The 25,923-nt window shown below is 64.7% G+C and carries 26 protein-coding genes; 8 read left to right on the top strand and 18 right to left on the bottom strand.

Going from position 1 to position 25,923, the window contains the following annotated elements; genetic code table 11:
* The 3 genes from feoB to J4F42_13000 form a co-directional block, all read left to right on the top strand.
* On the top strand, positions 1-1,606 hold a 1,606-nt coding region (feoB, locus tag J4F42_12990; protein ID MCE2486426.1), incomplete at its 5' end, for a ferrous iron transport protein B.
* Positions 1,607-1,623: 17 nt separating this feature from the next.
* Positions 1,624-1,767 carry a FeoB-associated Cys-rich membrane protein gene (locus tag J4F42_12995; GenBank protein MCE2486427.1) on the top strand — a complete coding sequence of 48 codons (144 nt, stop codon included), beginning with the start codon at positions 1,624-1,626 and terminating at the stop codon, positions 1,765-1,767.
* Positions 1,768-1,857: 90 nt separating this feature from the next.
* Positions 1,858-2,412: an iron-sulfur cluster assembly accessory protein gene (locus tag J4F42_13000; GenBank protein MCE2486428.1), complete on the top strand. Its 555-nt coding sequence runs from the start codon at positions 1,858-1,860 to the stop codon at positions 2,410-2,412.
* Between the two features lie 15 nt (positions 2,413-2,427).
* On the opposite strand, the gene J4F42_13005 is transcribed toward J4F42_13000, so the two are convergent.
* The 11 genes from J4F42_13005 to tenA form a co-directional block, all read right to left on the bottom strand.
* The gene (locus J4F42_13005) at positions 2,428-3,657 is read right to left on the bottom strand and encodes a tetratricopeptide repeat protein (GenBank protein ID MCE2486429.1); all 1,230 of its coding nucleotides are present in this window, start codon (positions 3,655-3,657) and stop codon (positions 2,428-2,430) included.
* Between the two features lies 1 nt (position 3,658).
* A complete protein-coding gene (locus tag J4F42_13010; protein ID MCE2486430.1) occupies positions 3,659-4,303 on the bottom strand; it encodes a TonB family protein in 645 nt (214 codons plus the stop codon).
* A 3-nt stretch (positions 4,304-4,306) separates the two neighbouring features.
* On the bottom strand, positions 4,307-4,711 hold the full coding sequence (locus tag J4F42_13015; GenBank protein ID MCE2486431.1) for a biopolymer transporter ExbD: 405 nt from the start codon (positions 4,709-4,711) through the stop codon (positions 4,307-4,309).
* A gap of 30 nt (positions 4,712-4,741) precedes the next feature.
* Positions 4,742-5,338: a MotA/TolQ/ExbB proton channel family protein gene (locus J4F42_13020; protein MCE2486432.1), complete on the bottom strand. Its 597-nt coding sequence runs from the start codon at positions 5,336-5,338 to the stop codon at positions 4,742-4,744.
* On the bottom strand, positions 5,310-6,689 hold the full coding sequence (locus tag J4F42_13025) for a MotA/TolQ/ExbB proton channel family protein (protein MCE2486433.1): 1,380 nt from the start codon (positions 6,687-6,689) through the stop codon (positions 5,310-5,312). The genes J4F42_13020 and J4F42_13025 overlap by 29 nt, the downstream gene beginning before the upstream one ends.
* Positions 6,686-7,468: a DUF3450 domain-containing protein gene (locus tag J4F42_13030; GenBank protein ID MCE2486434.1), complete on the bottom strand. Its 783-nt coding sequence runs from the start codon at positions 7,466-7,468 to the stop codon at positions 6,686-6,688. Before J4F42_13030 ends, J4F42_13025 begins: the two co-directional genes overlap by 4 nt.
* 66 nt (positions 7,469-7,534) lie before the next feature.
* Positions 7,535-9,667, bottom strand: a complete 2,133-nt coding sequence (gene recG, locus J4F42_13035) for an ATP-dependent DNA helicase RecG (GenBank protein ID MCE2486435.1) — start codon at positions 9,665-9,667, stop codon at positions 7,535-7,537.
* Between the two features lie 94 nt (positions 9,668-9,761).
* Positions 9,762-13,037 carry a carbamoyl-phosphate synthase large subunit gene (gene carB / locus J4F42_13040; protein ID MCE2486436.1) on the bottom strand — a complete coding sequence of 1,092 codons (3,276 nt, stop codon included), beginning with the start codon at positions 13,035-13,037 and terminating at the stop codon, positions 9,762-9,764.
* Between the two features lie 11 nt (positions 13,038-13,048).
* On the bottom strand, positions 13,049-14,176 hold the full coding sequence (gene carA / locus J4F42_13045; protein ID MCE2486437.1) for a glutamine-hydrolyzing carbamoyl-phosphate synthase small subunit: 1,128 nt from the start codon (positions 14,174-14,176) through the stop codon (positions 13,049-13,051).
* 95 nt (positions 14,177-14,271) lie between these two features.
* Positions 14,272-15,579 carry a dihydroorotase gene (locus J4F42_13050; GenBank protein MCE2486438.1) on the bottom strand — a complete coding sequence of 436 codons (1,308 nt, stop codon included), beginning with the start codon at positions 15,577-15,579 and terminating at the stop codon, positions 14,272-14,274.
* A gap of 384 nt (positions 15,580-15,963) precedes the next feature.
* Positions 15,964-16,623 carry a thiaminase II gene (gene tenA, locus J4F42_13055; GenBank protein ID MCE2486439.1) on the bottom strand — a complete coding sequence of 220 codons (660 nt, stop codon included), beginning with the start codon at positions 16,621-16,623 and terminating at the stop codon, positions 15,964-15,966.
* Between the two features lie 194 nt (positions 16,624-16,817).
* Here tenA and J4F42_13060 point away from each other — a divergent pair, with 194 nt between their 5' ends.
* On the top strand, positions 16,818-17,009 hold the full coding sequence (locus J4F42_13060) for a hypothetical protein (protein ID MCE2486440.1): 192 nt from the start codon (positions 16,818-16,820) through the stop codon (positions 17,007-17,009).
* A gap of 139 nt (positions 17,010-17,148) precedes the next feature.
* Here J4F42_13060 and J4F42_13065 read toward each other — a convergent pair whose 3' ends face one another.
* The 7 genes from J4F42_13065 to J4F42_13095 all read right to left on the bottom strand — a co-directional run bounded on the left by J4F42_13065 (position 17,149) and on the right by J4F42_13095 (position 23,486).
* The gene (locus tag J4F42_13065) at positions 17,149-17,901 is read right to left on the bottom strand and encodes a TlyA family RNA methyltransferase (GenBank protein MCE2486441.1); all 753 of its coding nucleotides are present in this window, start codon (positions 17,899-17,901) and stop codon (positions 17,149-17,151) included.
* An 81-nt stretch (positions 17,902-17,982) separates the two neighbouring features.
* Positions 17,983-18,888: a polyprenyl synthetase family protein gene (locus J4F42_13070; protein MCE2486442.1), complete on the bottom strand. Its 906-nt coding sequence runs from the start codon at positions 18,886-18,888 to the stop codon at positions 17,983-17,985.
* Positions 18,885-19,151: an exodeoxyribonuclease VII small subunit gene (locus J4F42_13075; protein ID MCE2486443.1), complete on the bottom strand. Its 267-nt coding sequence runs from the start codon at positions 19,149-19,151 to the stop codon at positions 18,885-18,887. Before J4F42_13075 ends, J4F42_13070 begins: the two co-directional genes overlap by 4 nt.
* Position 19,152: 1 nt before the next feature.
* Positions 19,153-20,397, bottom strand: coding sequence for an exodeoxyribonuclease VII large subunit (gene xseA, locus J4F42_13080; protein MCE2486444.1), 1,245 nt, complete (start codon positions 20,395-20,397; stop codon positions 19,153-19,155).
* A gap of 133 nt (positions 20,398-20,530) precedes the next feature.
* Positions 20,531-21,904 (bottom strand): S41 family peptidase, encoded by a 1,374-nt coding sequence (locus J4F42_13085; protein ID MCE2486445.1) that lies wholly within the window; start codon positions 21,902-21,904, stop codon positions 20,531-20,533.
* A gap of 248 nt (positions 21,905-22,152) precedes the next feature.
* Positions 22,153-22,719: a TlpA family protein disulfide reductase gene (locus J4F42_13090; protein ID MCE2486446.1), complete on the bottom strand. Its 567-nt coding sequence runs from the start codon at positions 22,717-22,719 to the stop codon at positions 22,153-22,155.
* Positions 22,716-23,486 (bottom strand): prolipoprotein diacylglyceryl transferase, encoded by a 771-nt coding sequence (locus tag J4F42_13095; protein MCE2486447.1) that lies wholly within the window; start codon positions 23,484-23,486, stop codon positions 22,716-22,718. Before J4F42_13095 ends, J4F42_13090 begins: the two co-directional genes overlap by 4 nt.
* A gap of 83 nt (positions 23,487-23,569) precedes the next feature.
* On the opposite strand from J4F42_13095, the gene dtd reads away from it, so the two are divergent.
* The 4 genes from dtd (at position 23,570) to J4F42_13115 (ending at position 25,759) form a co-directional block, all read left to right on the top strand.
* The gene (gene dtd / locus J4F42_13100; GenBank protein ID MCE2486448.1) at positions 23,570-24,037 is read left to right on the top strand and encodes a D-tyrosyl-tRNA(Tyr) deacylase; all 468 of its coding nucleotides are present in this window, start codon (positions 23,570-23,572) and stop codon (positions 24,035-24,037) included.
* Positions 24,038-24,057: 20 nt separating this feature from the next.
* Complete coding sequence (locus tag J4F42_13105) at positions 24,058-24,537, top strand: DUF1285 domain-containing protein (protein ID MCE2486449.1); 480 nt, start codon at positions 24,058-24,060, stop codon at positions 24,535-24,537.
* A gap of 14 nt (positions 24,538-24,551) precedes the next feature.
* A complete protein-coding gene (locus J4F42_13110) occupies positions 24,552-25,004 on the top strand; it encodes a tRNA (cytidine(34)-2'-O)-methyltransferase (protein MCE2486450.1) in 453 nt (150 codons plus the stop codon).
* A 158-nt stretch (positions 25,005-25,162) separates the two neighbouring features.
* On the top strand, positions 25,163-25,759 hold the full coding sequence (locus tag J4F42_13115) for a hypothetical protein (protein ID MCE2486451.1): 597 nt from the start codon (positions 25,163-25,165) through the stop codon (positions 25,757-25,759).
* The last annotated feature ends 164 nt before the right edge of the window (positions 25,760-25,923 follow it).

Raw genomic sequence — 25,923 nt, forward strand, 5'->3', positions numbered from 1 at the left:
CGAACACGAGGCCGAGGCGCTTAGCGCCAGTCTGGCACCGGCCGGGCTGTCGGCCGCCTTTGCCGAACGGGTGCTGCTCGACACAGACGGCCTGCTGGAACACGACCTCATCGGCGAGCGTGGCAGCCCGGCCCGCACCGAACTTCAAGCCGCCCGCCAGCGCCTGGCCACAGCCGGGGTCGAGGTTCCCCAGGTTGAGGTGACGCAACGCTATGCGTGGATCGCCCAAACCGTTGCCGCCGGGCTTGAGCCGCAGGTGGCTCACACGAACGGCCACACACCACCGTCCTGGAGCGAGCGCCTTGATGCGCTGGTGACGCACAGAGTCTGGGGTCTGGTGATCTTCCTGCTGACCATGGCCGTCACTTTCCAGTCGATCTTCTCCTGGGCCGTCCCGGCCATCGACGCGGTTGACGGCCTGTTCTCAGCCCTCGGCGCCTGGGTCGGGGGCAGCCTGGCCGAGGGTCCGCTCCGCAGCCTGATCGTCGATGGCATCATTGGCGGGGTTGGAGCGGTAGTGGTGTTCGTGCCCCAGATTGCCATCCTGTTCGGCCTCCTCGGCCTGCTCGAAGACTCCGGGTATATGGCCCGGGCGGCGTTCTTGATGGACCGCCTGCTGGCCGGCTTCGGCCTGTCGGGGCGGAGTTTTATCCCGCTGCTGTCGTCTTTTGCGTGCGCGGTGCCGGGCATCATGTCGGCCCGCACGATCGAGAACCAGCGCGACCGGATCGCCACCATTCTGATTGCCCCGCTGATGAGCTGTAGCGCCCGTCTGCCGGTGTATGTGTTGTTGATCTCGGCCTTTATTCCGGCCCAGGCCGTGTGGGGCGTGGTCGGGCTGCAGGGGCTGACCCTGTTTGCCATGTACCTGATCGGGCTGCTCGTCGCCCCACCCATCGCCCTGGTGCTCAAGCGAACGATACTGGCCGGCGAGCCTGTGCCCTTTCTGCTCGAACTGCCGGCCTTCAAGGTCCCGGCCTGGCGGGTGGTGGTCTTCCGCATGTATGACCGCAGCCTGGCCTTTCTGAAACGGGCTGGCACGATTATCCTGGCCACTACCATCCTGGTCTGGGCCTTATCCTACTACCCCTACTCCGATCAGATCAGCCAGGAGTTTGCCGCCCGACGGGCCACAGCCCCGGCCGCCGAACACAACAGCCTGGCAGTTGAGGAAGCCGGCCAGCGCCTGCGCCAGAGTTATCTGGGCCGGGCCGGGCAGGCGATCGAGCCGCTCGTCGAGCCGCTCGGCTGGGACTGGAAGATCGGCATGGCGACCCTGGCCAGCTTTCCGGCCCGCGAGGTAATCATCGCCGCCCTGGGCACAATTTATAACCTGGGCAGCGAGCAGGACGAGTCCAGCCTTGAGCTGCGTGACGCCATGCGGGCCGAACGCCGACCGGACGGCCGACCGGTCTATACCCCGCTGGTCGCGCTGTCGATCATGGTCTTTTTTGCCCTGTGCTGCCAGTGTGGGGCCACCCTGGCGACGATTAAACGCGAGACCAATTCCTGGGGCTATCCGGTCTTCACTTTTGTGTATATGACGAGTCTGGCCTACCTTGGCGCCCTGGGGGTGTATCAGCTCGGCAGTCGTCTGACCGGCTGAGCGGAAAGAGCAGCCGTATGGATGTCCAGACCTTGCTTGTCCTGCCCATTGTCGCCGTGGCTGCCGCGTATATCGGACGGCGGCTGTGGCCGCGCCGTCAGGCTCAGGCCGGCTGTGAGAGCTGTCCCCAAAACCGGAGCCGGACCGATGATTATGCGTGACCCGGTCCCCGTTCGCTTGACATCGCGGGCCGGGGCAAGATAATGGCAGGGATTCGAAGCCACGCTGGCGAGGCGCTCAGAGGAGGGACAATGGATCAGGAGCGACAAGCTGAGACACACGAACCCTGGCTCTCGTTGACGGCCGAAGCGGTCAAGATGGTCAAGCGGACCCTGGCAATCAAGGGCGTTGACAACTGGGGCCTGCGCATGACCGTGTCCGGCGGAGGTTGCAAAGGCTTCCAGTACAGCCTCAACCTCGAACGTGCGGCTCGTGACGACGATTACGTCGTCGTCCAGGACGGTATCACCACCTATCTCGATCCGACCAGCGCCCGCCACCTGAGGGGCACCCGGCTGGATTACGTGACCAACCGGCACGGGACCGGCTTCCATTTTTTCGGGCTCGACGTGGAACGCACAATTGGCTGCGGCTCGCCCATCCTGCTGCGCGGCTGCATCCAGAACAACACCCGGACCGAGGGCTGTGTGCTGTGCGCCCAGCGACCGCTGATGGACATCGACCTGGATGCGGCCAGCGATTTCATCGACCGCCGACAGAGCATCTCTCACCCGGGTCTGACACCGATGCAGAAGTGCGAGAAGTGCTGCTTTGTCATCTGTCAGTGCGACGCGGAGGCGGGATAGGGGCCGCCCCGAGCCCTACGACTGTTTGCTCTTCTCCTGGGCAATAAACGTGAGCCACTGGCGGGCCTGTCTGGCCACCGGCTGATAGCCTGCGGCCTTGGTAAACGCCTCCTGGCTCTCGTCCAGTTTGTCGGAGCGGTACTCGGCAATCCCGAGCAACATATAGGCTTTTCCGGCATCGGCGAGTTCGCCTCTGGCCACGCCGGCGGCGATGGCCGCCGCAGCTTCTGGCCAGCGTTCCATCTCGGCCAGCAGCTCGGCGCGGCGGATATGGGCCTTGCCGCTCGACGCGGTCTGCGCCTCCTGCTCAAGAACGTCCAGCGCCCGCTGATACTCTTTGGCGTGCAGCCAGCAGGTCACCAGGAGTTCCCGGTGTGTCTCGGTGTTGGCCACCGTCTGGCTGGCCAGTCCCTCGTTCAGGAGTTCGGCGGCTTTGTACGGCAGACCGAGTTGCAGATAGGACTGCACCACGTATAACACTTCCTGTTCTTCGAGCAGTCCCAGCGCATGGGCCAGGGCCAGCGCTGAGGCGGCCCGCTCCTGCTGCTCGGTCTGCAGATACACCTGCGAGAGCTGCAACCAGTAGTTCTTTTTGCGGGGCAGGCGATTCAGCAGCTGGTGCAGCACATCTACGGCCTGGGACAGTTTTTGCTGTTCGAGCGACGCAAACAGCAGCAGCTGGTACCACTCCTCATGGAAGCTCACGTCCTGGTCGATGGCCTGTCGGATATGCCGCTCGGCCTCGGCGTGGCGCTTGAGCTGGCTGTACACCTGGGCCAGCACGGCCCGAGAGCGCGGCGTGGGCTCGGCTTCGTCAGCCAGCCAGGTTTCGAGCACCTGCGCCCCTTCCTCATACCGCTCGGCGGCAATCATGATCTGGCCCAGATTATAGCGCAGGTTCTGGGCGCGTTCGGGCGGCAGGGCCTGGCCGGCCAGACTTGTCTGAAACGCCTCAATGGCCTGATCAAAGCGGTTCAACCCGGCGTAGACATGGCCCAGGGTCTGGTGGGCGAGCGCCGCCTCGTAGGGACTGAGCTCGGGGTTCCTGGCCAGGGTCTGCAACTGGCTCAGGGCCTGCTGATGCTGCTCCTGCTGGCTCAGCTCCTGAGCCTGGACCAGCTGATCATAGACTTCTTTTGACAGCGGGGGCTCGCTGGCGAGCACCTCGACGACGAGCAGGCACATGACTGCCCAGCCGCCCAGCAGGCCAAGCCATCTGGTATCGCGTCTTCTTCTGCTGTCCATCTCAGCCCTCCTGCAGGGCGAAGTTGATCCGCTGCGAGGCGCGTGAGTCAACCGCCTGCCCGTCTTGGGTCCGGGGCTTGAATTTCCATTGGACAATGGCCCGCAGCGCAGCTCGGTCAAAAATTTTGGGCGGCGAGGATTCGATCACCACCGGGTCGCTCACGCTGCCATCTTTGGTGATGGTAAACTCAACCGTCACAAATCCCTCGATCTGCATGCGCGAGGCGCGCGACGGATAGCGCGGGGGGACTCGCACCAGGGCGATCAGTTCCTGGTTCATCAGCCCCGGTCCGGCCGGCTGGGCTGCGGACGGCGCCCCCAAGGGGATCATGCCCAGCAAAGGCCCGCGGACGGGCGCCGTCGTCATCTCGAGCTGCGGCGCTGCCAGCCTGGGCTGCGGCGAGGGCAGGGCCAAGCTCGGGGTCGGCGGCGGATTTTCGGGCGGGGGGGGCTCCGGCGGAGGTTCACGCCGGGCGTCTGGCGGGGGCGGTTCTTCGCGGGCCAGGCGCACGAAGTCGATCATCGGGTAGGCATCCCGACGCAGACTGTCACTCGGCGGCCGTGAGATCAGGGCCTGCATGCCAAGAAAGAGCAGGAGGGCGACGACGAGCCCGCCACCTCCCGACGCTGTCGTCCGCCGCCACATCGCCTAGCCCTCCTGCCGGGCGGCAACGGCGATATTGTTCACGCCGGCCAGCCGGACCTGATCCATGACCTGGACCAGCAGTCCGGTTTGTGCCGACTCGTCCGCCAACACGATGACATCGGCCTCCGGGTTATCGGCCCGCATCCGCTCGACATTGGCCCGGACCGCTCGAATATCGACCCGGCGGCGCTCCATCCACACCTCACCCCTGGCCGACAGGGCGATATGGATCGTACCGCGTTCCTTGGTCTGGGTGGTCTGGGCGAAAGGCCGGTTGACATCAATCCCGGCTTCTTTGACGAACGACGCCGTCACCAGGAAAAAGATGAGCAGAATAAAGACCATATCAATCAGCGGGGTCAGATTGGGCTGGTTGTCGCCCTGGAGGCTGGCTCGGCGGCGTCTCATGGCAGTACCCTCAACATCGTGGCCCGGCGTTTAGCGGCCGGAGCGTTTCTCAAGTTCGACCTGAGCCCGTATCCACAACAGGCCTGGGTTGCCGAATTTGTCGTCCAGCTGGAGCAGGCTGGTCAGTTTCTGCATTTCGACCTGGGATCGCTGGGTCAGGCTGGCGCCAAAGTACAGTCCGGGCAGAGCACACACCAGCCCGGCCATGGTCGTCACCAGGGCTTCGGAAATGCCGTTGGCCACCCCGTTGACGTTGCCCGTCCCGAACAGCTGCATCACGGTAAAGGTGGCGATCATGCCGTTCACGGTTCCCAACAGTCCCAGAATGGGCAATACGACGGTCAGGGATCGAATCAGCGGCAGAGAGCGACACAGCTGATAGTCCAACTCGGCGATCTCCATCCGGCGCAGTTGACGGGCGTGCCAGGAGTAGCGCTCGCTGCGCGCCTGCCAGCGGGCAATGACCCCGCTCACCAGGGCCGGATAGCTCGTGCGCAAGAAGACGTAGCGTTCAATGATGAGCGTGCTCAGAACGACCGTGACCAGCAGGATGCCCCACAGGGCGGGCCCGCCGACCGCCATGAATCGTTGCAAGGGATCAAGCGGATTCTGGATCAGGAAGCTCACTGCGCCGCTCCACGAGTCTGGCGATCATCCCGGCACTCTGCTCGTCCAGGATCTGAATCAGTCGGGTGCTCTTGCCCGAGACCAGGGTGTGAAGAAGGACAATCGGAATCGCTACGGTCAGCCCCAGTTGGGTCGTCACCAGCGCCTGCGAAATCCCGCTCGACATCGTGCGGGGATCGCCCGTCCCAAACAGGGTAATGGCCTGGAAGGTGTCGATCATGCCGACGACCGTGCCCAGCAAGCCCAGCAGCGGGGCGACTGCGGCCAGGATACTGATTGTCGACAGGCCACGTTCCAGGCGGGGAACCTGGTTCAGGATGGCCTCATCCAGGCGGGCTTCCAGGGTCTCGGCATCCTGCTCTTCGTCGTTATGATACACCAGCATCACCCGACCCAGCGCGTTGTCGGCCTGTGGTGTGTCGGTCTGGCGTTGAGCGTTGATGCGCCGCCCCTCTCGCCACAGGTAGACCGCCCGCTCTACGACCAGGCCCAGGCCCACGAAACCGATGGCGATGATGATATAGCCGATGAAGCCGCCCTGCTGCAGGCGTTCCCACACGTCTGGGGTCTGGACCAGCGCGGCCAGAATCGCGCCCCGAGACGGGTCTATGCCGAACGCGCCATAGCCATCGCTGGTCTGCTCCAGTTCCTGGGCGGCGCTGCGGTAGCGCGGCTCCGGCTGGCGCGTCAGCTCCACCAGCTGGCGCGTTTCCGGCACATAGCGGAGATAGTTGCCCTGAGAGACGCTGTTAAACACCCCGACCCGGACGACTGTTCGCTCCGCCTGGGTGCCATTCGCGTCCACCACCGTCGTCGGAAATTGGACCACCCGCCCGGACTGGGTCATCTCTTCCAGCAGCCCAACCCACAGGCGTTCGAGTTCGTCCAGCGAGGGCAGTTCCCGGCTCTCGCCCACGGCGTACAGAAAAGCCGCCCGCTCCCCGAGTTGGGCGGACACGAGCGAGTTCTCAAGCAGGCCTGCGGTATCGCGCGCCACCTGGCGCACCACACCGAACAGCTCGCCCAGCGAGGCCGCCCGCTCATCAAGCTGGTCGCGCAGCTCCCCCAGACGGTCTTCGTTCTGCTCAAAAACCACCCGCCTCTGTTCGCCCTCGCGCCTGACCTCGTTGAGGTCTGCTCTGGCCTGCTGGATGCGCTCCTGCTGCTGGTCACGCTCGGCCACAAAACGGGCTTCGCGCTCACCGTGCAGCCGGGTATCGGTCTGCCGTGCAGACCGCACGCGCTCCAGCAATTCCTCGAGCGAGCCGGGCGCTTCCTGGGCGGCCGGCCCCGACCAGGCCGACACGCTCAGCAGGACGAACCAGATCACCCCCCAGTATATGCTGTTCACGGTATCACCTTATCTGGCTGTGGAGCCGGGACGGGCAGACTGAGCAGCTGTGGCGTGGCCTGTTGCTGGGCGACCAGCAAACCCCGTGTGACCGCGCTCCGGTAGCTCTGCGGCAGGGGCTCCCACTGGCGGGCGGCATGATTCCACTGGCCGACCTCCTGGCCGTCCAGCGTCTGATACAGCAGCGCCAGCCGGCCAACCCGTAAGAAATCGACCGTGCGTTCCTGGTCGTCCAGCGTCAGCCCGCCACGGTAGGCCTCAATCGTCCGACCGTATTCCATCTCGACCTGATAGGCTTCCATGATGCGTCGATACTTCTCGGCAATCGTCAGGTCGGACTGGTCGAGCCAGGTCCGCAGACTCGTCAGACGCGCCTGGCGTTCTTCGGGCAGAAACGGAATATCCAGGGTCACAAACTGCTCCAGGCGTTCGAGCATGCGGACCAGCAGGGGCAAGATCTCACGCTGGGTGACCTCGATCTCTTGCAGCTGCTGTTCGAGCGAGGTGACCTCTTGGCCTTGGGCGTCGAGCATGCGGTCGAGTTGCTCGGCATACACCCGCAGGCTGTCCGTCTGCTGGACAATCTCTCGATAGGTGGCGAGCAGCCGCTGGGTTTCGTCGTCCAGGCGGTCAATGGCGTTTTGCGAGTCTATAGCGGCTTGGTTGGCCTGGGTCTGGGCAGTCAGGGACGACTCCAGCGCCTGGGCGGTGACTCGCCCGGTCCAGCCCACAAGACTGGTCCACACCAGCAGGCATACCAGGGAGGTCTTGTGCGTCATGTTGTGGCCCGCCTTTCAGCCGCTAGACATACACGAGAGAGCCAGCAAAATAAAGAGCCTCATTCCTCAGCCCACCCGGGCCAGCTCCAGGCGTCCGGCCCAGCGATCCTCCAGGATCGCCCGCATCCGACGCGAGGCCGGCGAGCGCAACTCGGGGTCTTTGGCCAGCCAGGCCTGGGCTTCCTGGCGGGCGGCTTCCAGAATACGGCTGTCCCGGACGATGTTGGCCACCCGGAAATCGGGCAGGCCGGACTGGCGGGTGCCGAGAAATTCGCCGGGGCCCCGCAGGGCCAAATCGGCCTCGGCGATCCGAAAGCCGTCGTTGGAGTCAGCCATGACCTGGAGACGCCGCAGGGCTTCGTCGGCCGGGGTGTACTGGGCCAACAGCAGACACACCGACTCGGCCTGCCCACGGCCGACCCGGCCGCGCAGCTGGTGGAGCTGCGACAGGCCGAAGCGCTCGGCGTGCTCAATCAGCATGACCGTCGCGTTGGGCACGTCAATGCCGACCTCAATGACGGTCGTTGACACCAGCAGCTGCGCCTCACCGTTCTGGAAACGGCGCATCACCTCGTCCTTGTCCTCACTCTTCATGCGGCCGTGGAGCAGGGCCACGCGATAGTCCCGAAAGGCGCCGCCGGCGAGTTCCTCAGCCATGCTGGTCGCGGCCTTCAGGTCCAACTTCTCGGATTCTTCGACCAGCGGATAGACCACATAGGCCTGCTGGCCGCGGTCGAGGTGGTCCTTGACCAGCCCATACGCCTGCTGGCGTTCGCCCTCGTGAAACACCCGGGTGGCGACCGGTTTGCGGCCGGGCGGCAGCTCGTCAATCACCGACACCTCGAGGTCGCCGTACAGGGTCAGGGCCAGGGTGCGGGGAATCGGGGTGGCGGTCATCAGCAGCATGTCCGGGTTGGCGCCGTGGCGTCGCAGGGCGGCGCGTTGCATCACCCCGAAGCGGTGCTGCTCGTCCACAATGGCCAGACCCAGCTGGCGAAAGCGCACCCCGTCTTGAATCAGGGCGTGGGTGCCGACGACGATCTCGATCTCGCCCCGCTCCAGCGACTCGTACAGCTCGGTTTTGCGTTTGGTCTCGCCGGTCAGCAGCGCGATTGAGACCTGGAGCGCATCGGCCAAGGGGCGGAGAGTACGGAAATGCTGTTCGGCCAAGAGTTCGGTCGGCGCCATGAAGGCCACCTGGAAGCCGCTGTCAAGCGCCGCCATGGCGGCACTCAGGGCGACCATAGTCTTGCCCGAGCCGACATCGCCCTGGACCAGACGGTTCATCGGATGGGGGGCGGCCAGATCACGCTGGATGGCTTCCAGCACCCGCTCCTGGGCGCCTGTCAGGCGAAAGGGCAAGACCTCGCGCAGACGGGTCGAGAGCATACCCGGCACGATGGACAGACCGTCCTCTTTGACCAGACTCCGCCGCCGCAGGGCCATGCCCAGCTGGAGATAGAAGAGCTCGTCAAAGACCACCGCTCGGTGCGCCTCAGACGTCACCTCGTTGAGCGGCTTGAGGTCGGCATCGGCCGGCGGCAGGTGCAGGTAGCGCAGGGCCGCACTCAGATCCATTAGGTCCAAACGCGCGCTGCACTCGGGCGGGATGCTGGTAGGCACCAGATCGGCATACATCTCGACCGCGCCGTGGACCAGGCGACGCATGGCCGCGACCGTCATCTCGGTGGTTTTGTTATAGATGGGCAGGATACGCGCCGTCTGGTCTTCTTCGTCGACCAGCTCCATCTCCGGATGGATCATCCACTTGCCGCCCTTGAGGCCCAGGGCGACCTTGCCGAACAGCAGCACCCGCTGACCGACGCGGTATTTCTGCTGGAAATAGCGGTGCTGGTGGTACCACATCAGAAACAGAAAGCCGGTCTCGTCGCGGACCACGCCTTCGAGCACCCAGCGGCGACGGCGGCCCATGAAGCGGCGCTCCATGCGGACCAGCTGACCCACCGTCGCCCCCTCTTCGCCGGTCGCCAGATCACGAATCGTTCTCAGCTCACGCCGGTCCTGGTAGCGAAACGGCAGGTGGTAGAGCAAATCCTCAACCGTATGGATGCCCAGCCGGGCCAGCTGCTGGGCGCGCTTGGGGCCGACGCCCTTCACATACTGGACGGGTTTTTTCAGAGGCGGCGTGGACCGGAAGGAAGACGACCGGCCAGCCGACGAGGTGGAACGCTCAGCCATGAGAACGTCCTCAGTCGTGCCCTCGGTCCCAGTTTTGCCCTTTGACTTTTGCCCTTTGCCCTTTGACTTGCTTCACGCTCCCCACCCCTCGGCGTCACCCCTCGTTGCCCTGCGCGTGATACTCCTGCACCGGCTTGACGGCCAGCAAACCGTGGCGCAGGCGGCTGATGCCCTCGGCCGCCGCGTCGGCACCGGCAACGGTGGTAAAATACGGCACGCGACACTCCAGGGCGCTGCGGCGGATGGAAAAGGAGTCGGCCAGCGACTGCATCCCGTCGGTGGTATTGATGACCAGGGCGATCTGCCCGGCCTGTATGGCGTCAACGATGTGGGGCGAGCCTTCCTTGACCTTATTGACGCTCTCAACGCTAAGGCCGGCCCGGCGCAGGTAGGCGGCGGTGCCCCGGGTCGCCATCAGCTGGAAACCGTTTTCGGCCAGGCGCCGAGCGACCCTCAGGCTGGCAGCCTTATCCTGATCCCTGACGCTGAGCAGGGCTTGGCCGTGCATCGGCAACACCGTGCCGGCCGCAGTCTGGGCTTTGGCAAAGGCCACGCCAAACGCGGCGTCAATGCCCATCACCTCGCCGGTCGATTTCATCTCCGGGCCCAGCACGGTATCCACTCCAGGGAATTTGATAAAGGGAAAAACCGCCTCTTTGACGCTGACGTGGTCGGGCACAATCTCGTGGGTATAGCCGAGTTCGGCCAGGGTCTTACCGGCCATGACGCGGGCGGCGATCTTGGCCAGCGGCTGGCCGATGGCCTTGCTCACAAACGGCACCGTGCGCGAGGCGCGCGGGTTGACCTCCAGCACGTAGACGGTGTGGTCCTGGACGGCAAACTGGATATTGATCAGGCCCACCACGCCCAGCTCGGTGGCCAGCAGTACGGTCTGGCGCCGGATCTCGTCCTGGACCGCAGGCGACAGATTGCGGGGCGGCAGCGAGCAGGCGCTGTCGCCGGAGTGGACCCCGGCCAGCTCGATATGCTCCATAATGCCGCCGATGACCACGCTGCGACCGTCGCTGACCGCGTCCACATCGACCTCGGTGGCGTCGTCCAGAAACTTGTCGATCAAGACCGGATGTTCGGGCGAGACCGAGACCGCCTCACGCATATAGCGCTTCAGGCTGGCCTGGTCGTACACAATCTGCATGGCCCGCCCACCCAACACGTAGGACGGCCGGACCAAGGTGGGATAGCTGATGTGCTCGGCAATCCGCAGCGCTTCCACAGCCGAACGGGCGATGCCGTTGGGCGGCTGGCGCAGGCCGAGCTTGTCGAGCACGGCTCTGAAACGTTCCCGATCTTCGGCCCGGTCGATGGAGTCAGGGCTGGTGCCCAGGATAGGCACCCCGGCCCGTTCGAGCGGCACGGCCAGCTTGAGCGGTGTCTGTCCGCCGAACTGGACAATCACCCCGAACGGGCGCTCGGTCCGCACGATGCTCAGCACGTCCTCAAGCGTGAGCGGCTCAAAATAGAGTTTGTCCGAGGTGTCGTAATCCGTGCTGACCGTCTCCGGGTTACAGTTGACCATGATGGTCTCAAAGCCGTCGTCCTTGAGGGCAAAGGCGGCGTGAACGCAGCAGTAGTCAAACTCAATGCCCTGACCGATCCGGTTGGGACCGCCGCCCAGAATCATCACCTTACGACGCGTCGTCGGTCCGGCCTCGTCCTCACCCTCATAGCTGGAGTACAGATACGGCGTGTGGGCCACAAATTCGGCCGCACAGGTATCGACCGTTTTATACACCGGGGTGACGGCGTGCTGTTCGCGCAGACCGCGCACCTCGGCCTCGCTGCGGCCGACCAGCTCGGCCAGACGACAGTCCGAAAAGCCCATCTCCTTGGCTTTCCGCAGCACGTCCGGCCGCTCAAGGCCGAGGCCGTCGGCCTTGAGCCCGGCCTCAAAGTCGAGGATCTGCACAAGGTTATCCAGGAACCACGGATCAATCCCGGTGATCCGGTACAACTCCTCGACCGACATGCCCAGGCGCAGCGCCTCGGCCACATACCACAGGCGGTCGGCCCGGGGGGTACGCAGATAGTCGCGGACGTGCTGAAGAAGCTCCGGTCGGCCCTCAGACTCCTGGTCTTTGCCCTTTGACTTTTGACTTTTGACTTTTGACTTTTCAATCCGCTCATCAAGCCCGTAGCTGCCGATCTCCAGGGACCGCAGCGCCTTCTGCAAGGCCTCCTTGAACGTCCGACCGATCGCCATGGCCTCGCCGACCGACTTCATCTGGGGGCCCAGCGCGCTATCGGCCTGGGGAAATTTGTCAAAGGTAAAGCGCGGCATCTTGACCACCACATAGTCGAGCGTGGGTTCAAAACTGGCCGGCGTTTCGCGCGTGATGTCGTTCGGAATCTCGTCGAGCGTGTAGCCGACCGCCAGCTTGGCCGCAATCTTGGCAATCGGAAAGCCGGTCGCCTTGCTGGCCAGGGCCGACGAGCGCGAGACGCGCGGGTTCATCTCAATGACCACCATCCGGCCGCTGCCGGGATCGACCGCAAACTGGATGTTTGAGCCGCCGGTATCCACCCCGACCTCGCGGATAATCCGCAGGGCCGCGTCCCGCATCAGCTGATACTCCTTGTCGGTCAGGGTCTGGGCCGGCGCAACCGTTATCGAGTCGCCGGTGTGGACGCCCATGGGGTCGAGGTTTTCGATTGAGCAGATAATGACGACATTGTCCTTGGTGTCGCGCATGACCTCAAGCTCAAACTCTTTCCAGCCCGCGATCGACTCTTCGATCAGCACCTCGGTGCTCGGCGAGCTGTCCAGCCCCCACTCGACCAGGCGTCGGAAGTCGTCCATGGACTCGACAATCCCGCCGCCGGCCCCGCCCAGAGTCCGGGACGGGCGGACGATCAGCGGCAGGCCGAGCTGCGCCAAGACCTGCTCGGCCTCCCGGTAGGAGTGGGCATAGCCGCTACGCGGCAGGTCGAGCCCGATGCGCTGCATGGCGGCCTTGAACAAATCCCGGTCTTCGGCCTTTTTGATCGCCGGCAGCTTGGCGCCGATCAGCTCCACCCCATAGCGATCGAGCACCCCGGCCTCGGCCAGGTCGATGGCCAGGTTGAGGCCGGTTTGGCCGCCAATGGTCGGCAACAGCGCGTCGGGACGCTCGTCGGCGATGATTTTCTCCACGACTTCGGGCCGCAGCGGCTCGATATAGGTCCGGTCGGCAAACTCGGGGTCGGTCATGATGGTGGCCGGGTTCGAGTTGACCAGAATGACCCGATAGCCCTCGGACTTGAGCGCCTTGCAGGCCTGGGTGCCGGAGTAATCGAACTCACACGCCTGACCGATAATAATCGGCCCGGAGCCAATCAGGAGAATAGCGTCGAGGTCGGTTCGTTTGGGCATGACTACCGCGTCTATCCTCTTGTGTAGCGGTCCATCAGGGCGGTGAAACGAGCGAACAGATAGCTGGCGTCGTGCGGCCCCGGGGAAGCTTCAGGATGGTACTGGACGGAAAAGAGCGGATGCTGGAGATGGCTCAAGCCCTCTGCGGTCTGATCGTTGAGGTTGATATGGGTGATCTCGGCCCGCCCCTTCAGCGAGTCCATATCAACACAAAAGCCGTGGTTCTGGGAGGTGATTTCAACCTTGCGGGTGGCCAGGTCCATGACCGGGTGGTTGCCGCCGTGGTGGCCGAACTTGAGCTTGAAGGTCGTACCGCCCAGCGCCAAGCCCAGGATCTGGTGGCCCAGACAGATGCCGAATATCGGCACCCGACCGATCAGGGCCGCCACACTGCGTTTGGCGTACGGCACCGCGTCGGGATCGCCCGGACCGTTTGACAGGAAGACGCCGTCGGGTTTGAGAGCCAGGACCTCGTCGGCCGGGGTCTGGGCCGGGACGACCCGCACCCGGCAGCCGGACGCCACGAGCTGGCGCAGGATATTGAACTTCATGCCGTAATCGTAGGCCACGACAAAAAAGGACTGCTCAGTCCCTTGGGTGTCGCGATAACCCGAGCCCAGCTCCCAGCCGGCCTGCCACCAGTCATAGGGCTGGCCGCAGGTGACCTGTTTGACCAGATCCCTACCCTCCAGGCCGGGTGCAGCCCGGGCTCGGGCCACCAGCCGCCGGGGCTCAGCCTCGACGGTCGAAATAACGGCCTGCTGAGCGCCGTGGTCACGGATGTGGCGAACCAGGGCGCGGGTGTCGATGCCCTGAATACCGACGATAGCGTGCTCGGCCATATACGCGGCCAGGCTCTGCTCGGCCCGCCAGTTGCTCGGGCGGGGCCAGTATTCTTTGACCACAAAGCCCTCTACAAACGGCCGCCGGGATTCCACGTCTTCGGGATTGACACCCACATTGCCGATCTCGGGACAGGTCATGATGACAATCTGTCCGGTGTAGGACGGATCGGTCAGAATCTCCTGGTAGCCGCTCAGCGCGGTGTTGAACACCACCTCTCCGGTCGCTTCTCCCTCGGCGCCAAAGGCGCTGCCGTGGAAGACCGTTCCGTCTGCAAGGGCGAGCAGGGCTTTCATATCAGTGTCATACACCGGGCAGGCACGGGACCCGCTCCGCCGGGCAGAACCCATCCCACCCGGCCGGGCAGGCACAGGGGCCTGCCCCTACGAGTTTATTTTTGACTGTTGCCTTGCCTTGCATCATACACCACCTGTCCACCGACCAGGGTCAGCACCGCCCGGCCCTTCATGCGCTGGCCCACAAAGGGCGTATTGCTACTTTTCGAGTGCAGCCCTTGGGCGGCAACGATCCAGACCTGATGGGGATCGAACACCACCACATCGGCCGGCGCGCCGACCGACAGGCTGCCGTAGGGCAGGTGAAAGATCCGAGCCGGATTCCAGCTCAGCTTCTGCACCGCCTCGGACAGGGACAGGACGCCGGCTTCGACCAGCCCCAGGGTCAGCGGCAGGGCCGTCTCCAGGCCGACCACGCCGTGGGCTGCGGCCTCGAATGCGCCGGCTTTATCGTCACGGTGATGGGGTGCATGATCGGTGGCAATCGCGTCAAGCGTGCCGTCCCGCAGTCCCTGCCGCATGGCCTCGACATCGGCCGCCTGGCGTAGCGGCGGCGCCATCTTGGCGTCGGCCTGATAGTCCACAACCGCCTCTTCGGTCAGGCTGAAATGGTGGGGCGCCACCTCAGCGGTGACCGGCAGGCCGTCTTTTTTGGCCTGACGAATAAGGTCAATCGATCCACGGGCGCTGACGTGGGCGACATGGACGTGTCCGCCGGTCAGACGGGCCAGGGCCAAGTCTCGGGCAATCATCACCTCTTCGGCCGCGTTGGGCACGCCTTTGCGTCCCAGCCGGGCGGCGGTCGGCCCCTCGTTCATGCTGCCCCCGGCAGCCAAGTTGAGGTCTTCCTCGTGGACGCTGATAGGCAGCCCCAGGTCCGCACACCACTCCAGGGCGCGGCGCATCAGCCCGGCGTCCATCACCGGCCGGCCGTCGTCGGAGACGGCCACAATCCCGGCCTCGCGCATCTCGTCGAGCGGAGCCAGACGCTCGCCCTTGAGCCCGACCGACAGGGCGCCGATGGGCAGCACTCGGGCCAGGTTTGCGCTGCGGGCTTTGTCAAGAATATAGCGCGTGACCTCGCCGCTATCGTTGACCGGATTGGTATTGGCCATGCAGGCGACTGTGGTAAACCCGCCCGCCACTGCGGACTGGGCTCCGGTCCGCACGGTCTCTTTGTACTCATAGCCCGGCTCACGAAAATGCACGTGCAGGTCAACAAAACCGGGCGCAACAATCCAGCCCCGGGCGTCCACCTCCAGCGTGTCCGGGTCTGACAGCTGGGCCAGGCGCTGCGGCGGTTCCACGCTGCGGATACGCCCGTCCTCAATCACCAGGTCGGCCGGCCCATCGAGAGTATTGGCCGGATCGACTACGGTGCCGTTGCGAATGACGACTCTCATCGGGCTGCTATCCTGCTACACGATGCGCTCCGCTGTGGTTCTGCGGCCAAGACACGGACACGACGGTAAAAAAAAGGCCCCCTTGGCAGTGCAAGGAGGCCCTTTTGTGAATGTCACAGTCCAACAAGTGTGCTCACCCGTCCTCACCTCATGGGCTGGCTCGAGAGGTCACCCTGTCTTAACCGGCTCCACCCAACGTGTCAAGCGACCCGCCGCCTCGGTCGTGCCTCCATTTTACATCGCCCTTCATCTCTGCCGGCACAGCGCCCCCCCTCCCTGGCCCTCCCCCTCACCGGGGGGAGGGGATTTCCTGCTCCCTCTCCCCTGGAGGGAGAGGGCTGGGGCGAGGCGGATTTTCCGGTCGCGGTCGCACGACCCGCCGCCTCAGACCGGCCACTCCTCCATGCGGTAGGCCATGTCCCAGAACAGGTACTCGTAACGCGCGCTGCGACAGAAGATCTCGACCAACCGCTCGGGGTCGGTTTTCCCGGCATAGCTGTCGAGCAGGGCGCGCAGCCAGGCGGCCAGGGACGCGAACTCCTCGGACGCGTACATCTCGATCCACCTGGCGTAGAACGGCGCGTCAGTTGGTTTGCCGCGCTTAGCCAGGGTCTGGCCGATCTCGGCATAGCCCCACTGACACGGCAGCAGGGCCGTCACCGTCTCGGCCAGATCGCCGAGCGAAGCCACCCGCAACAGATGACTGGTATACGCCTGGGTCGTGGGCGCGGCCTCGGTCGCGGCCAGCTCCTCGGCCGTGATGCCGCACTCGGCCGCAAATTCGCGGTGCAGAGCCATCTCCTGGTTGAGCGTGGCGTCCAAGAGCGTGGCAAAGCGGGCCATGGTTTCAAGGCTCGGCGCCTTGGCTGCGGCCAGAGCCACCAGACGGCTGTACCCAATCAGAAAGACGTAATCCTGGCGCATATAGAAGCGGAAATTTTCCAGGGGCAGCGAGCCATCGCCGAGCGACCGCACAAAAGGATGGGCCAGCGATTGGCGCCAGACCGGAGCCGCAGCCTCGTACAATTGGTGTGTCAGTGTCATGCCGCCTCAGGAAGCAATGCCGAATCCAGCCAGGGAGGATTCGGCACGGGGTACGGCGCCCCCTATACCAGAGGCGCCTGAGAGCGGCAAGCAGGAACGGCTCAGGGGCGTTGCAGCTGAATCACACGCCTCTGGATAACACCGGCCAATGTAGGCTATATACAGGGCAAACTATGTCCATAGAGGAGGAGCGTATGCCACAAGTGATCGGAGGAGAAATCGGCAATATTGATGCCGATAAGTGGAGCTGCGGCGACTGCGCCGATGCCGGTCAGGAGTACAAAGAAGAAGAGGCCAAGGTCATCATGCACAGCGTCAGCACCCACAAGGCGTTTAACATAGACCGCGACACCGACAAAAGGGTCGTGCGCGCCGTGCCCAAATAGTGCTGACCATGCCGGGCCGCCGGGCACGTCTGATTGACCTGTCAGCCCACCCGATTGAGGTGGGCTTTTTTTCGCCCCGTCGCCCGCGCTACGTCAAAAGGTGATCGTGATCCCAAAATATATCGAAAGGACATCACGATCACCTTTTCTGCCAGTACCACAAAAATTCCGTATTGCCCTTAGCCCCGCGCAGCGGCGATTCGATCAGACCCTTGGGAATCAAGCCCCAGTCCGCAGCCTGAGCCTGCAAACGGCTGACGACCTCGTGGTGCAGCGTCGGGTCTCGAACGATGCCGCCCTTCCCCACCCTGCCTTTGCCGACCTCGAACTGGGGCTTGATCAGCGCGATGCCGTGTCCGCCCGGAGCGAGCAGCTTGAGAACCGTCGGGACAACGGTCGTGAGCGAGATGAACGACACATCAATCACGCTCAGGCTGGGCTGGGCGCTCAGTCCAGCGAGCGTGCGGATATTCTGACGCTCGATATTCACCACCCGGGGGTCCTGGCGCAGCGACCAGGCCAGCTGTCCATAGCCGACATCAACGGCAAAGACCCGGGCCGCGCCGTGTTGCAGCAGGCAGTCGGTGAACCCGCCGGTCGAGGCGCCGACATCGAGCGCGAGCCGGCCCGTAACATCGACACCAAAGGCCCGTAGCGCGGCTTCCAGCTTGAGACCGCCACGGCTGACGTAGCGCGGGCGGGCGTGGTCTTTAATGCGGACCTGAGCCGCGCTATCGACCAGAGTAGCCGGCTTGTCAACCCGCTGATCGTTGACGACAACAGCGCCGGCCATGATGAGCCGCCGGGCCTGCTCGCGGCTGGCGGTCAGACCGCGCTGAACGGTGAGCACGTCGAGGCGTTTGCGTCGGGCGGGGTGTTTGCGATCAGCCACAACAGGCACGGGGCAGAAACGCTATGCCGGTCAGATTACGTGTGATGCCGCTTCCCTAGATGACGCAATGGGTATCCCACATCAGGTTTGGGGAGGCGCGGCGCGATCAACGATCAGGTGACAGATCTGCCGCAGCGGCTCGGCCGCAGGTCCAAAGGGCTGGAGCGCCGAGAGCGCGGCCTCGCGCAGCTGGCGCGCCAGACGCTTGGACCGGTCGAGACCGATGGCGGCCGGATAGGTGGCTTTGTTCAGCTCGGCGTCGCGGCCCTCGCGTTTGCCGGTTTTTCCCGTGCCGCCCTCGATATCCAGAATATCGTCGGTCACCTGAAAGGCCAGACCGATCGCCGTTCCATACTGGTCCAGGCACTCGTACTGGCGCGGGGTGGCGCCGCCCAGCAGCCCGCCGACCCGGACCGCAGCCCGAATCATCGCCCCGGTCTTGCGGGTATGAATCGCCTCAACCACGGTGCGGGTCGGTTTCTTCTTTTCGGCCTCAAGGTCCAACACCTGCCCGCCCACCATACCGCCGGCGCCGGCCGCAAGGGCCACCTCGTGCAGCGCCCGCAGCGCCGCCTGTCCCCGGCGCGGGGCGGCCAACGCGCCCTCGGCCATGACCCGAAACGCCTCGGTCAGCAGTCCGTCGCCGGCCAGGACGGCCATGCCCTCACCAAACACCATGTGATTGGTCGGTTTGCCGCGCCGCAGGTCGTCGTCATCCATGGCCGGCAGATCGTCGTGGACCAGGGAATAGGCGTGGATCATTTCCAGGCCGCAGGCAAACGGCAAGACCGGTTCGAGCCGGGCGCCGAGCGCCTCAGCGCTGGCCAGGGCCAGAATGGGACGGATGCGCTTGCCGCCGGAAAACAGACTGTAGCGCATGGCTCGGTCCAGCGTCCGGGGCGGCTTGCCGCTGGACGGCGCCAGCAGCGCTCTGAGCGTCCGGTCAACCAGACGCTGGCGTTCCTTCATATAACGGGTCAGATTCACGCGTCCTCGTTCTCTGCCTGGTTCTCTGCCTGGTCTTCGGTCGGCAGGCTGTGGAGCTGGAACACGCCGTCCTGATCGCGGCTGAGCACCTCAAGACGCTTCTCGACCTCGGCCAGCTGCTCGCCCAGGTGGCGGACCAGCCCCACCCCGTCCTCAAAAGCGCCCAGGGCGTCCTCAAGCGATAACTCCCCGGTTTCCATCCGCTCTACAATCCCTTCCAGATCGTGCAGTCCGGCCTCAAACGTTTTTGGCGGCTCTTTCACCTTATTCGTCTCCCTCCTGGGTCTGCTCTATGCGGGCAATCGCCTCGCCGGCGGCAAACATCAGACGGACCTGATCGCCCGGCCTGAGTTGCCCGGCGTCAACGACTACCGTGCCGGCCGGAATCGTCCGCGTCAGACTATAGCCCCGGCCCAGGACGGCCAAGGGGCTGAGACTGCCGAGCGCGGTGCTCAGCTCCTGGAGCCGGGCTTGGGCGCGCTCGGTCCGGCGTTGAAACCCACCCCGCAGGCGGGCGGTCAGAGCCTGGAGCTGACGCTGTCTGACACCGAGGTCGTGGTGCGGGTCACGGATACGCTGGCGCAGACTCAGCACCGCCTGACGTCGTCGGGTCACCTGGCGCTGCATGGCCAGGGCCAGGCTCCGCGCCTGGGTGGCGATGTGGGCCTGCAAATCGTCCCAGCGCGGCATCACCATTTCGGCCGCCGCTGTCGGGGTCGGGGCGCGGCGGTCGGCCACCAGGTCGGCAATACTGAGGTCAATCTCGTGTCCCACCGCCGCCACCACCGATACCTCGGAGGCGGCAATGGCCCGGGCCACCACTTCTTCGTTGAAGGCGCTCAGATCCTCCCGTGAGCCCCCACCCCGCCCGACAATGATGACCTCGGCCTGGGCGTGCTCGTTCAGGTCTTGGATGCCGGCCGCGATCTCAGCCCCGGCTCCGGCTCCCTGGACCTTGGTCGGCCGCAGCAGGACGTGGGTGTGGGGACAACGCTGGTACAGGATGGTCAGAATATCGTGAATGGCCGCCCCGGTCTGGGCGGTGACCACCCCTACCCGACGGGGAAAAAATGGCAGGGGTTTTTTGCGCTCGGCGGCAAACAGCCCTTCGGCCGCCAGGGCGGCCTTCAGCTGTTCAAGCGCCAGCTGTTGCGTTCCGACTCCACGCGGCTCCATAGTCGTGGCGTACAGCTGCATGTCGCCGCGCGCCGGATACAGCCCGATGCGTCCCCGAATGATGACCTCCAGGCCGTCTTCGGGTCGAAAACGCAGCTGGCCGGCCTGGCCTCGGAACATGACGCAGCGCAGCTGGCTGGTCTTATCCTTGAGGGTAAAATACTTGTGGCCCGAGGGTGGGCTGTGCAGCCCCGAGATTTCCCCGGTTACCCACACCTCAGCGAAGCCGGCCTCCAACACGCCCCGGATCTGGGCGGTCAGTTCGGAGACAGACAGGACGGGCGGCTGAGACTGCCAGTCGGCCACAGCGCGAGACCTTGCGGGTGCTGCCATCGACCGGACTTGTACCAGAAACGGAGGATGAGGCAAGACCGGGGGGGGGGGGGTATTTACCGGCCCCCACGCCCGGGGGGGGGGGGGCGTGGGGGTGGGTCGCGGTATTTCCCCCCCCCCCCCCCGTCTTGCCTCATCCTCCGTTTCTAGTACACGTCCGGTCGATGTCGAGCTGCGGGTCTTTGCCCAGCTCGCCCTCCTGGATCGCGTCCTCGGCCGCCTCCTGAGCCGCCGAAGCGTCGGTCGTCGAGGGCGGAGGGGCGTCCGTATCCGGCGCTCCTTCCCGAATCTGGACAGGCGCCGCTTCCTGGTCCGCCGCATTGTCAAAATGGCCGCGCAGATTTTCCTCTCGGATACCGCTCTGGCGGGTGGCGGCGAGCTGATCGGGCAGCACATTCTCAACGATGTGGTCAGGCTCGACGCCGGTGACCTGGATCGAACGACCGTTGGGCGTGTAGTACATGGCCGTGGTGAGGCGCAGGGCGGCGCCGTCTTCCAGGGGCAGGATGGTCTGGACCGAGCCCTTGCCAAAAGTCTTGGTGCCCAGGACCGCCGCCCGCCCGTGGTCCTGGACCGCACCGGCCACAATCTCGGACGCACTCGCGCTGCCCTGATTGACCAGCACGATCAGGGGCAGGTCGGTATAGCCGCCGGGATGGGCGAAGTACTCCTGCTGCTGGTTGTCGAGCCGGCCTTTGGTATACACGATCATCCCGCTGTCGAGAAACACATCGGCCACCTTGACCGCCTGACTCAGCAGCCCCCCGGGATTGCTGCGCAGGTCGAGCACCACTCCCTCGAGTTCCTGCTGGTCCTGGCTGAAACGCTCCAGGGCGTTTTCAAGATCGTCCGTGGTGCGGTCCTGAAACTGGACCAGACGGATATAGCCATAGCCCGGCTCCAGGAGTTTTGACTTGACGCTCTTGATCTTGATCACCTCGCGGGTCAGCGCAATATCAATGAACTGGGCCAGCCCTTCACGCCGCACGGAAATCGTCACCTGACTGCCCTGGGGGCCGCGCATCCGCTTGACCGCCTCAAGCAGAGTCATGTCCTTAGTCAGTTCTCCGTCGATCTTGATGATCTGGTCGCCGGCCTTGACCCCGGCCCGGTAGGCCGGCGTATCCTCAATCGGGGAGACCACGGTCAGCACCCCGTCGCGCAGCGTAATCTCGATGCCCAGTCCACCAAAACTGCCGCCGGTATCAACTTGCAGCTCGCGGTACGAGTCCGGGGTCAGATAGGCGCTGTGGGGATCGAGGGCGCTCAGCATGCCGTTGATCGCCCCCTCAACCAGCTGGTTGGTTTTCACCTCTTGGACATAATTTCTCTGCACGATGGCCAGCACATTGGAGAACGACTCCAGGCCCTCGTAGTCCTCGCGCCCGACCGCAGCGACCCGGTCAAGCCCGTGGCTGCCGAGCAGCACCGCCCCTACACCGAGCAGTGAGACGAACAGGCTGATAGCGATTCTTTTGCGCCGATCATGCATCCGATCATGCATCATGATTGCCCCTTCCTCAGTCCAGCCCTCCCACTCCCTGGCCTGTCACAGACTGAGACCCGGGACTATAGCATACTCGCCGGGAGGCCGGTATAGGGTTCGGGGAGTATCTCGGTTTGCAGCGCCCCCGCTCTGGCCCTCCCCCTCATCGGGGGGAGGGAATTTCCGGCTCCCTCGCCCCCAGAGGGAGAGGGTTGGGGTGAGGGGGATTTCCCAGGCGTGGGCAGGGGCCGGTTTGAAACCTGACTCTCCTAGGGCCGCAGCGGCATCTGTTCGCCAGGCACGTCACCGCCCGCCGGCGGGGTCCATACCCCACGCTCGATCAGCCCCCGTACGGCGGCCAGCGACTCGGGACTGGCCCAGTTGTTATAGCCGATATGGTGATGCACGATCATGCCCTGACGATCAATCACAAAGGTCTCCGGGTAGCCGGTCACCCCATACTTCTTGCCGACTTCTCCCCGCACGTCCAGCAAGACCGGAAAGGTATAGCCGCCCTCCTCCAGATACGACAGCACGGTCTTCCGACCATCCACGTCCTGGCTGACGGCCAGCAGCACGAAATCCTGGTCCTGGAGCTGACGGTACAGCGCCTGCATGGTCGGCATTTCTTTGCGGCACGGCGGACACCAGGTCGTCCACACGTTGAGAAATACGACCTTGCCCTTGAGCTGCGACAAACGCACGACCTGGCCGTGAATGTCGGGCAGCACGAAATCCGCAGCCGCTCTGGGCAGGCTCGGCCCGGAGGGAGTCAGGCTGAGCAACACGAACCCACACCCCAGCACGACCAGACCGAGGGCCGGCCACTTTCTCATCCGGCGCTCTCCTGTTGCAGCCCAGCCGGCCTGAGCAGCAGCGCGGCACCCAGGCCAACCAGGGGAATGCTCAGCACCTGGGCCATGGACAGCCCGAACGCGAGTTCGGGATTGACGCGGACAAACTCCAGCCCGAAACGCGCCAGCCCGGCCAGGACCAGATAGCCCCAGAACAGGGCGCCGGGCCGATGCGGCGCGGTACGGCGCTGGCGCAAAAAAACAAAGATGAGGACATACGCGGCGCACTCGTACAGTGGAGTCGGGTGAACGGCCACACCCGGCGGATGGGGCCAGCCGACAACCGCCTCGCTGTACACCACGCCCCAGGGCAAACCGGTCGGCGGTCCCCAGTCGCCATCGCCGGCCAGATGGCAGCCGATCCGGCCAATCCCGTGGCCCAGCGCAATGGCCGGCGCAACCATGTCCATCGTCCGCAGCCAGGGCAGCCGATAGCGCCGGATGCACAGGCTCACCCCGGCGATCCCGCCCAGCAGACCGCCGTACCAGATGAACCCGGCGCCGGTCAGCAGCAGCGCCCACGGATCGGCCACAAATGCCGACCAGGCAGCGACAATGAACAGCAGGCGCGCGCCGATCAGGCCGCCCACGGCCGCCCACAGCACCAGGCTCGAGGCCAGCTCGGGGTTGTCGCCCTGGCTTTGCAGCTCTTTCCTGATGACCCAGCCGGCCGCCACAAAGCTGAGCGCCATCATCACCCCGTAGCTGTAGATAGTCACCGGGCCGAGACTGAGGAGAACCGGATGCATGCCGGAATCATAGCCGACAGCCCAGGCCGACGCCAGGCGGGTGCGCTTGTCACCTGGCCGGGAGTCGGCTAACACTGGGACCAATGCGAGCGGTCATTCAACGGGTGAGCCACGCCCAGGTTTCGGTAGACGGGGAGTGCATCGGCCGGATTGGTCACGGCTTGGCCGTCCTGCTGGGCGTCCGCACCAACGACACCCGGGCCGAGGCCGACTATCTCAGCGAGAAAATCATCGGGCTGCGGATTTTCTCGGACCAGGACGGCAAATTCAACCATTCCCTGCGGGATGTGGATGGCGAGTTGCTGGTCGTATCGCAGTTCACCCTGTACGGCGACTGTCGCAAGGGTCGGCGGCCGTCGTTTATTGCCGCCGCCGGCGTCGAGACCGCGCTGCCGCTGTATGAGTATTTTGTCGAGCGCGCCCGGAGTCGAAACATCCGGGTTGCCACCGGCCGTTTTCAGGCCAACATGGCGGTCGAACTGGTCAATGACGGTCCGGTCACAATCATCCTTGATACCTCGGACGAGCGCCGGGCCAGGGCCGACGGCTGACGTGCGAGTGGTGAGGGCGTATGCCAAAAGCTGGATTCTGGGCAATCGACTCCGTCCGCAAGATCAGCTTTGGAAAAGACGGCTGGTGGTACGCCAATGACGAGCGGATCGAAAACCGCCGCATCAACCGCTTATTCAGCCAGCATCTGCGCCGGACCGAAGACGGCCGGTATCAGATCGTGCTGGGCCGGGATACGGCCATCGTCGAGATCGACGATGCGCCGTATGTGGTGACCGCGCTCGACGGCGATCTCGATCAGGGTCTCAGAGTCCGGCTGAACGACACCAGCGAAGAGACGCTCAGCCCGGACACGCTATACATCGGGCCGGACAACGCGGTCTACTGCCGGGTCAAAGACCACGCCCATCTGGCCCGTTTCACCCGGCCGGCTTACTACCAGCTGGCGGCCTACATTCAGGAAGAACCCGAGACCGGCGAATTTGTCCTGCGCCTCAACGATGCCGCCTACCCCATCCCCTTTGGCCAAGACCGTCCCTAACCTCTCCCCCGCCTATGCACATCGTCTTTGTCGAGCCCGAGATTCCTCCCAACAGCGGCACCACCGCGCGGCTGTGCGCGGCCACAAACACCGGCTTCCATCTGGTCGGTCCCCTGGGCTTCTCGCTGGAAGACCGCTATCTCAAGCGGGCTGGCCTCGACTACTGGCCGTATGTCACGGTGCGGACGTACACCGACTGGCACGATTTTCTCCTCCAGCGGCCCGCCGGACGCCTGCTGGCCTTCTCGGCCCGGGCCAGCCAGTCCTACACCCGGGTCAGCTATCGGCCCGACGACCTGCTCGTGTTCGGCAGTGAGACACGCGGCCTGCCGCCATCCATTCGGACCGAGTTGGCCGCCTCCCTGTACACCATTCCCATGCCCGGCCAACACGTCCGCAGCCTGAATCTGTCCAACGCCGCAGCCATCGTCCTGTATGAGGCTCTGCGCCAGCTCGGCCACGCCTGACCGCTTCGACAATCCTCCACAGGCGACAGTAGGGGCGGGTTTGAAACCCGCCCCTACGAGGCCACCTCTCTCCCCTGCACCACGTCCCTCTTTCCCGAAGAATGTCCACCGATTACCATGGCGAAAATACACTCTGCACGGACCCGACGGGAGGCAAGATGAGAACATGCTTCGGCGTGCTGGTTGTCGTGGCAGTGGTTGCCGGGCCGGGCGCGTGGGCGCAGCCGCTTGAGTTTGAAGCGACAGACCCGCCCTCACAAAAAAAGCGTTCTCCGGCCCCGAAACAGCGTGATCCCCAGGCACGGGGCGACGCCGGCCAAAGCGGTCAGGGACGGGTCTACACCTACGCAGACGGCGACCGCACCGTGCGGGTACGGCTCCAGTCCGACCTGGAGGTGAGCGGGGACGGCAGCGTCGCCAGAAGCAGCGGGGAGCACATCGTTACCAAAGACAGCGCCAGGCGGAGCACCGGGCAGCCAGTGTTCCGGTCCGAGTCGTCGGGCAGCCTGATGACCTTGCCCGGCGGCGTGCTGCTGGTGCTGGATGCGGAGTGGAGCAAGGCAGAAACGAATGCCTTTTTCGCCCGCAACCGGATCAAGCTGAACCGGGTGTCGGCCCTGGATATCGCCGCCAACAGCTTCTTTGTCGAGACCGAGCCGGGCTTTCCGTCCCTGAACTTGGCCAACGCGCTGGCCGCGCAGGAGGGGGTACGCATTTCCAGCCCCAACTGGTGGAGAGAACACACCGCAAAGTGAGCGACCGGGTCATGTCTCAGTTTCACATCGCCCTTCACCTCTGCCTGCACAGTTCCCCCCTCCCTGGCCCTCCCCCTCACCGAGGGGAGGGAATGTCCTCCTCCCTCTCCCCTGGAGGGAGAGGGCTGGGGTGAGGGAGGCAATACAAAGTGGGACACTACTAG

Source organism: Desulfurellaceae bacterium, assembly GCA_021296095.1.
GTDB lineage: Bacteria > Desulfobacterota > Binatia > Bin18 > Bin18 > JAAXHF01.

What these genes read in the sequence shown, in the direction of transcription:
- J4F42_12995 (MCE2486427.1), top strand. Translation starts at nt 1,624, where the DNA reads ATGGATGTCCAGACCTTGCTTGTCCTGCCCATTGTCGCCGTGGCTGCC.
- J4F42_13000 (MCE2486428.1), top strand. Translation starts at nt 1,858, where the DNA reads ATGGATCAGGAGCGACAAGCTGAGACACACGAACCCTGGCTCTCGTTG.
- J4F42_13005 (MCE2486429.1), bottom strand. Translation starts at nt 3,657, where the DNA reads ATGGACAGCAGAAGAAGACGCGATACCAGATGGCTTGGCCTGCTGGGC.
- J4F42_13010 (MCE2486430.1), bottom strand. Translation starts at nt 4,303, where the DNA reads ATGTGGCGGCGGACGACAGCGTCGGGAGGTGGCGGGCTCGTCGTCGCC.
- J4F42_13015 (MCE2486431.1), bottom strand. Translation starts at nt 4,711, where the DNA reads ATGAGACGCCGCCGAGCCAGCCTCCAGGGCGACAACCAGCCCAATCTG.
- J4F42_13030 (MCE2486434.1), bottom strand. Translation starts at nt 7,468, where the DNA reads ATGACGCACAAGACCTCCCTGGTATGCCTGCTGGTGTGGACCAGTCTT.
- recG (MCE2486435.1), bottom strand. Translation starts at nt 9,667, where the DNA reads ATGGCTGAGCGTTCCACCTCGTCGGCTGGCCGGTCGTCTTCCTTCCGG.
- carB (MCE2486436.1), bottom strand. Translation starts at nt 13,037, where the DNA reads ATGCCCAAACGAACCGACCTCGACGCTATTCTCCTGATTGGCTCCGGG.
- carA (MCE2486437.1), bottom strand. Translation starts at nt 14,176, where the DNA reads ATGAAAGCCCTGCTCGCCCTTGCAGACGGAACGGTCTTCCACGGCAGC.
- J4F42_13050 (MCE2486438.1), bottom strand. Translation starts at nt 15,579, where the DNA reads ATGAGAGTCGTCATTCGCAACGGCACCGTAGTCGATCCGGCCAATACT.
- tenA (MCE2486439.1), bottom strand. Translation starts at nt 16,623, where the DNA reads ATGACACTGACACACCAATTGTACGAGGCTGCGGCTCCGGTCTGGCGC.
- J4F42_13060 (MCE2486440.1), top strand. Translation starts at nt 16,818, where the DNA reads ATGCCACAAGTGATCGGAGGAGAAATCGGCAATATTGATGCCGATAAG.
- xseA (MCE2486444.1), bottom strand. Translation starts at nt 20,397, where the DNA reads ATGGCAGCACCCGCAAGGTCTCGCGCTGTGGCCGACTGGCAGTCTCAG.
- J4F42_13085 (MCE2486445.1), bottom strand. Translation starts at nt 21,904, where the DNA reads ATGATGCATGATCGGATGCATGATCGGCGCAAAAGAATCGCTATCAGC.
- J4F42_13090 (MCE2486446.1), bottom strand. Translation starts at nt 22,719, where the DNA reads ATGAGAAAGTGGCCGGCCCTCGGTCTGGTCGTGCTGGGGTGTGGGTTC.
- J4F42_13095 (MCE2486447.1), bottom strand. Translation starts at nt 23,486, where the DNA reads ATGCATCCGGTTCTCCTCAGTCTCGGCCCGGTGACTATCTACAGCTAC.
- dtd (MCE2486448.1), top strand. Translation starts at nt 23,570, where the DNA reads ATGCGAGCGGTCATTCAACGGGTGAGCCACGCCCAGGTTTCGGTAGAC.
- J4F42_13105 (MCE2486449.1), top strand. Translation starts at nt 24,058, where the DNA reads ATGCCAAAAGCTGGATTCTGGGCAATCGACTCCGTCCGCAAGATCAGC.
- J4F42_13110 (MCE2486450.1), top strand. Translation starts at nt 24,552, where the DNA reads ATGCACATCGTCTTTGTCGAGCCCGAGATTCCTCCCAACAGCGGCACC.
- J4F42_13115 (MCE2486451.1), top strand. Translation starts at nt 25,163, where the DNA reads ATGAGAACATGCTTCGGCGTGCTGGTTGTCGTGGCAGTGGTTGCCGGG.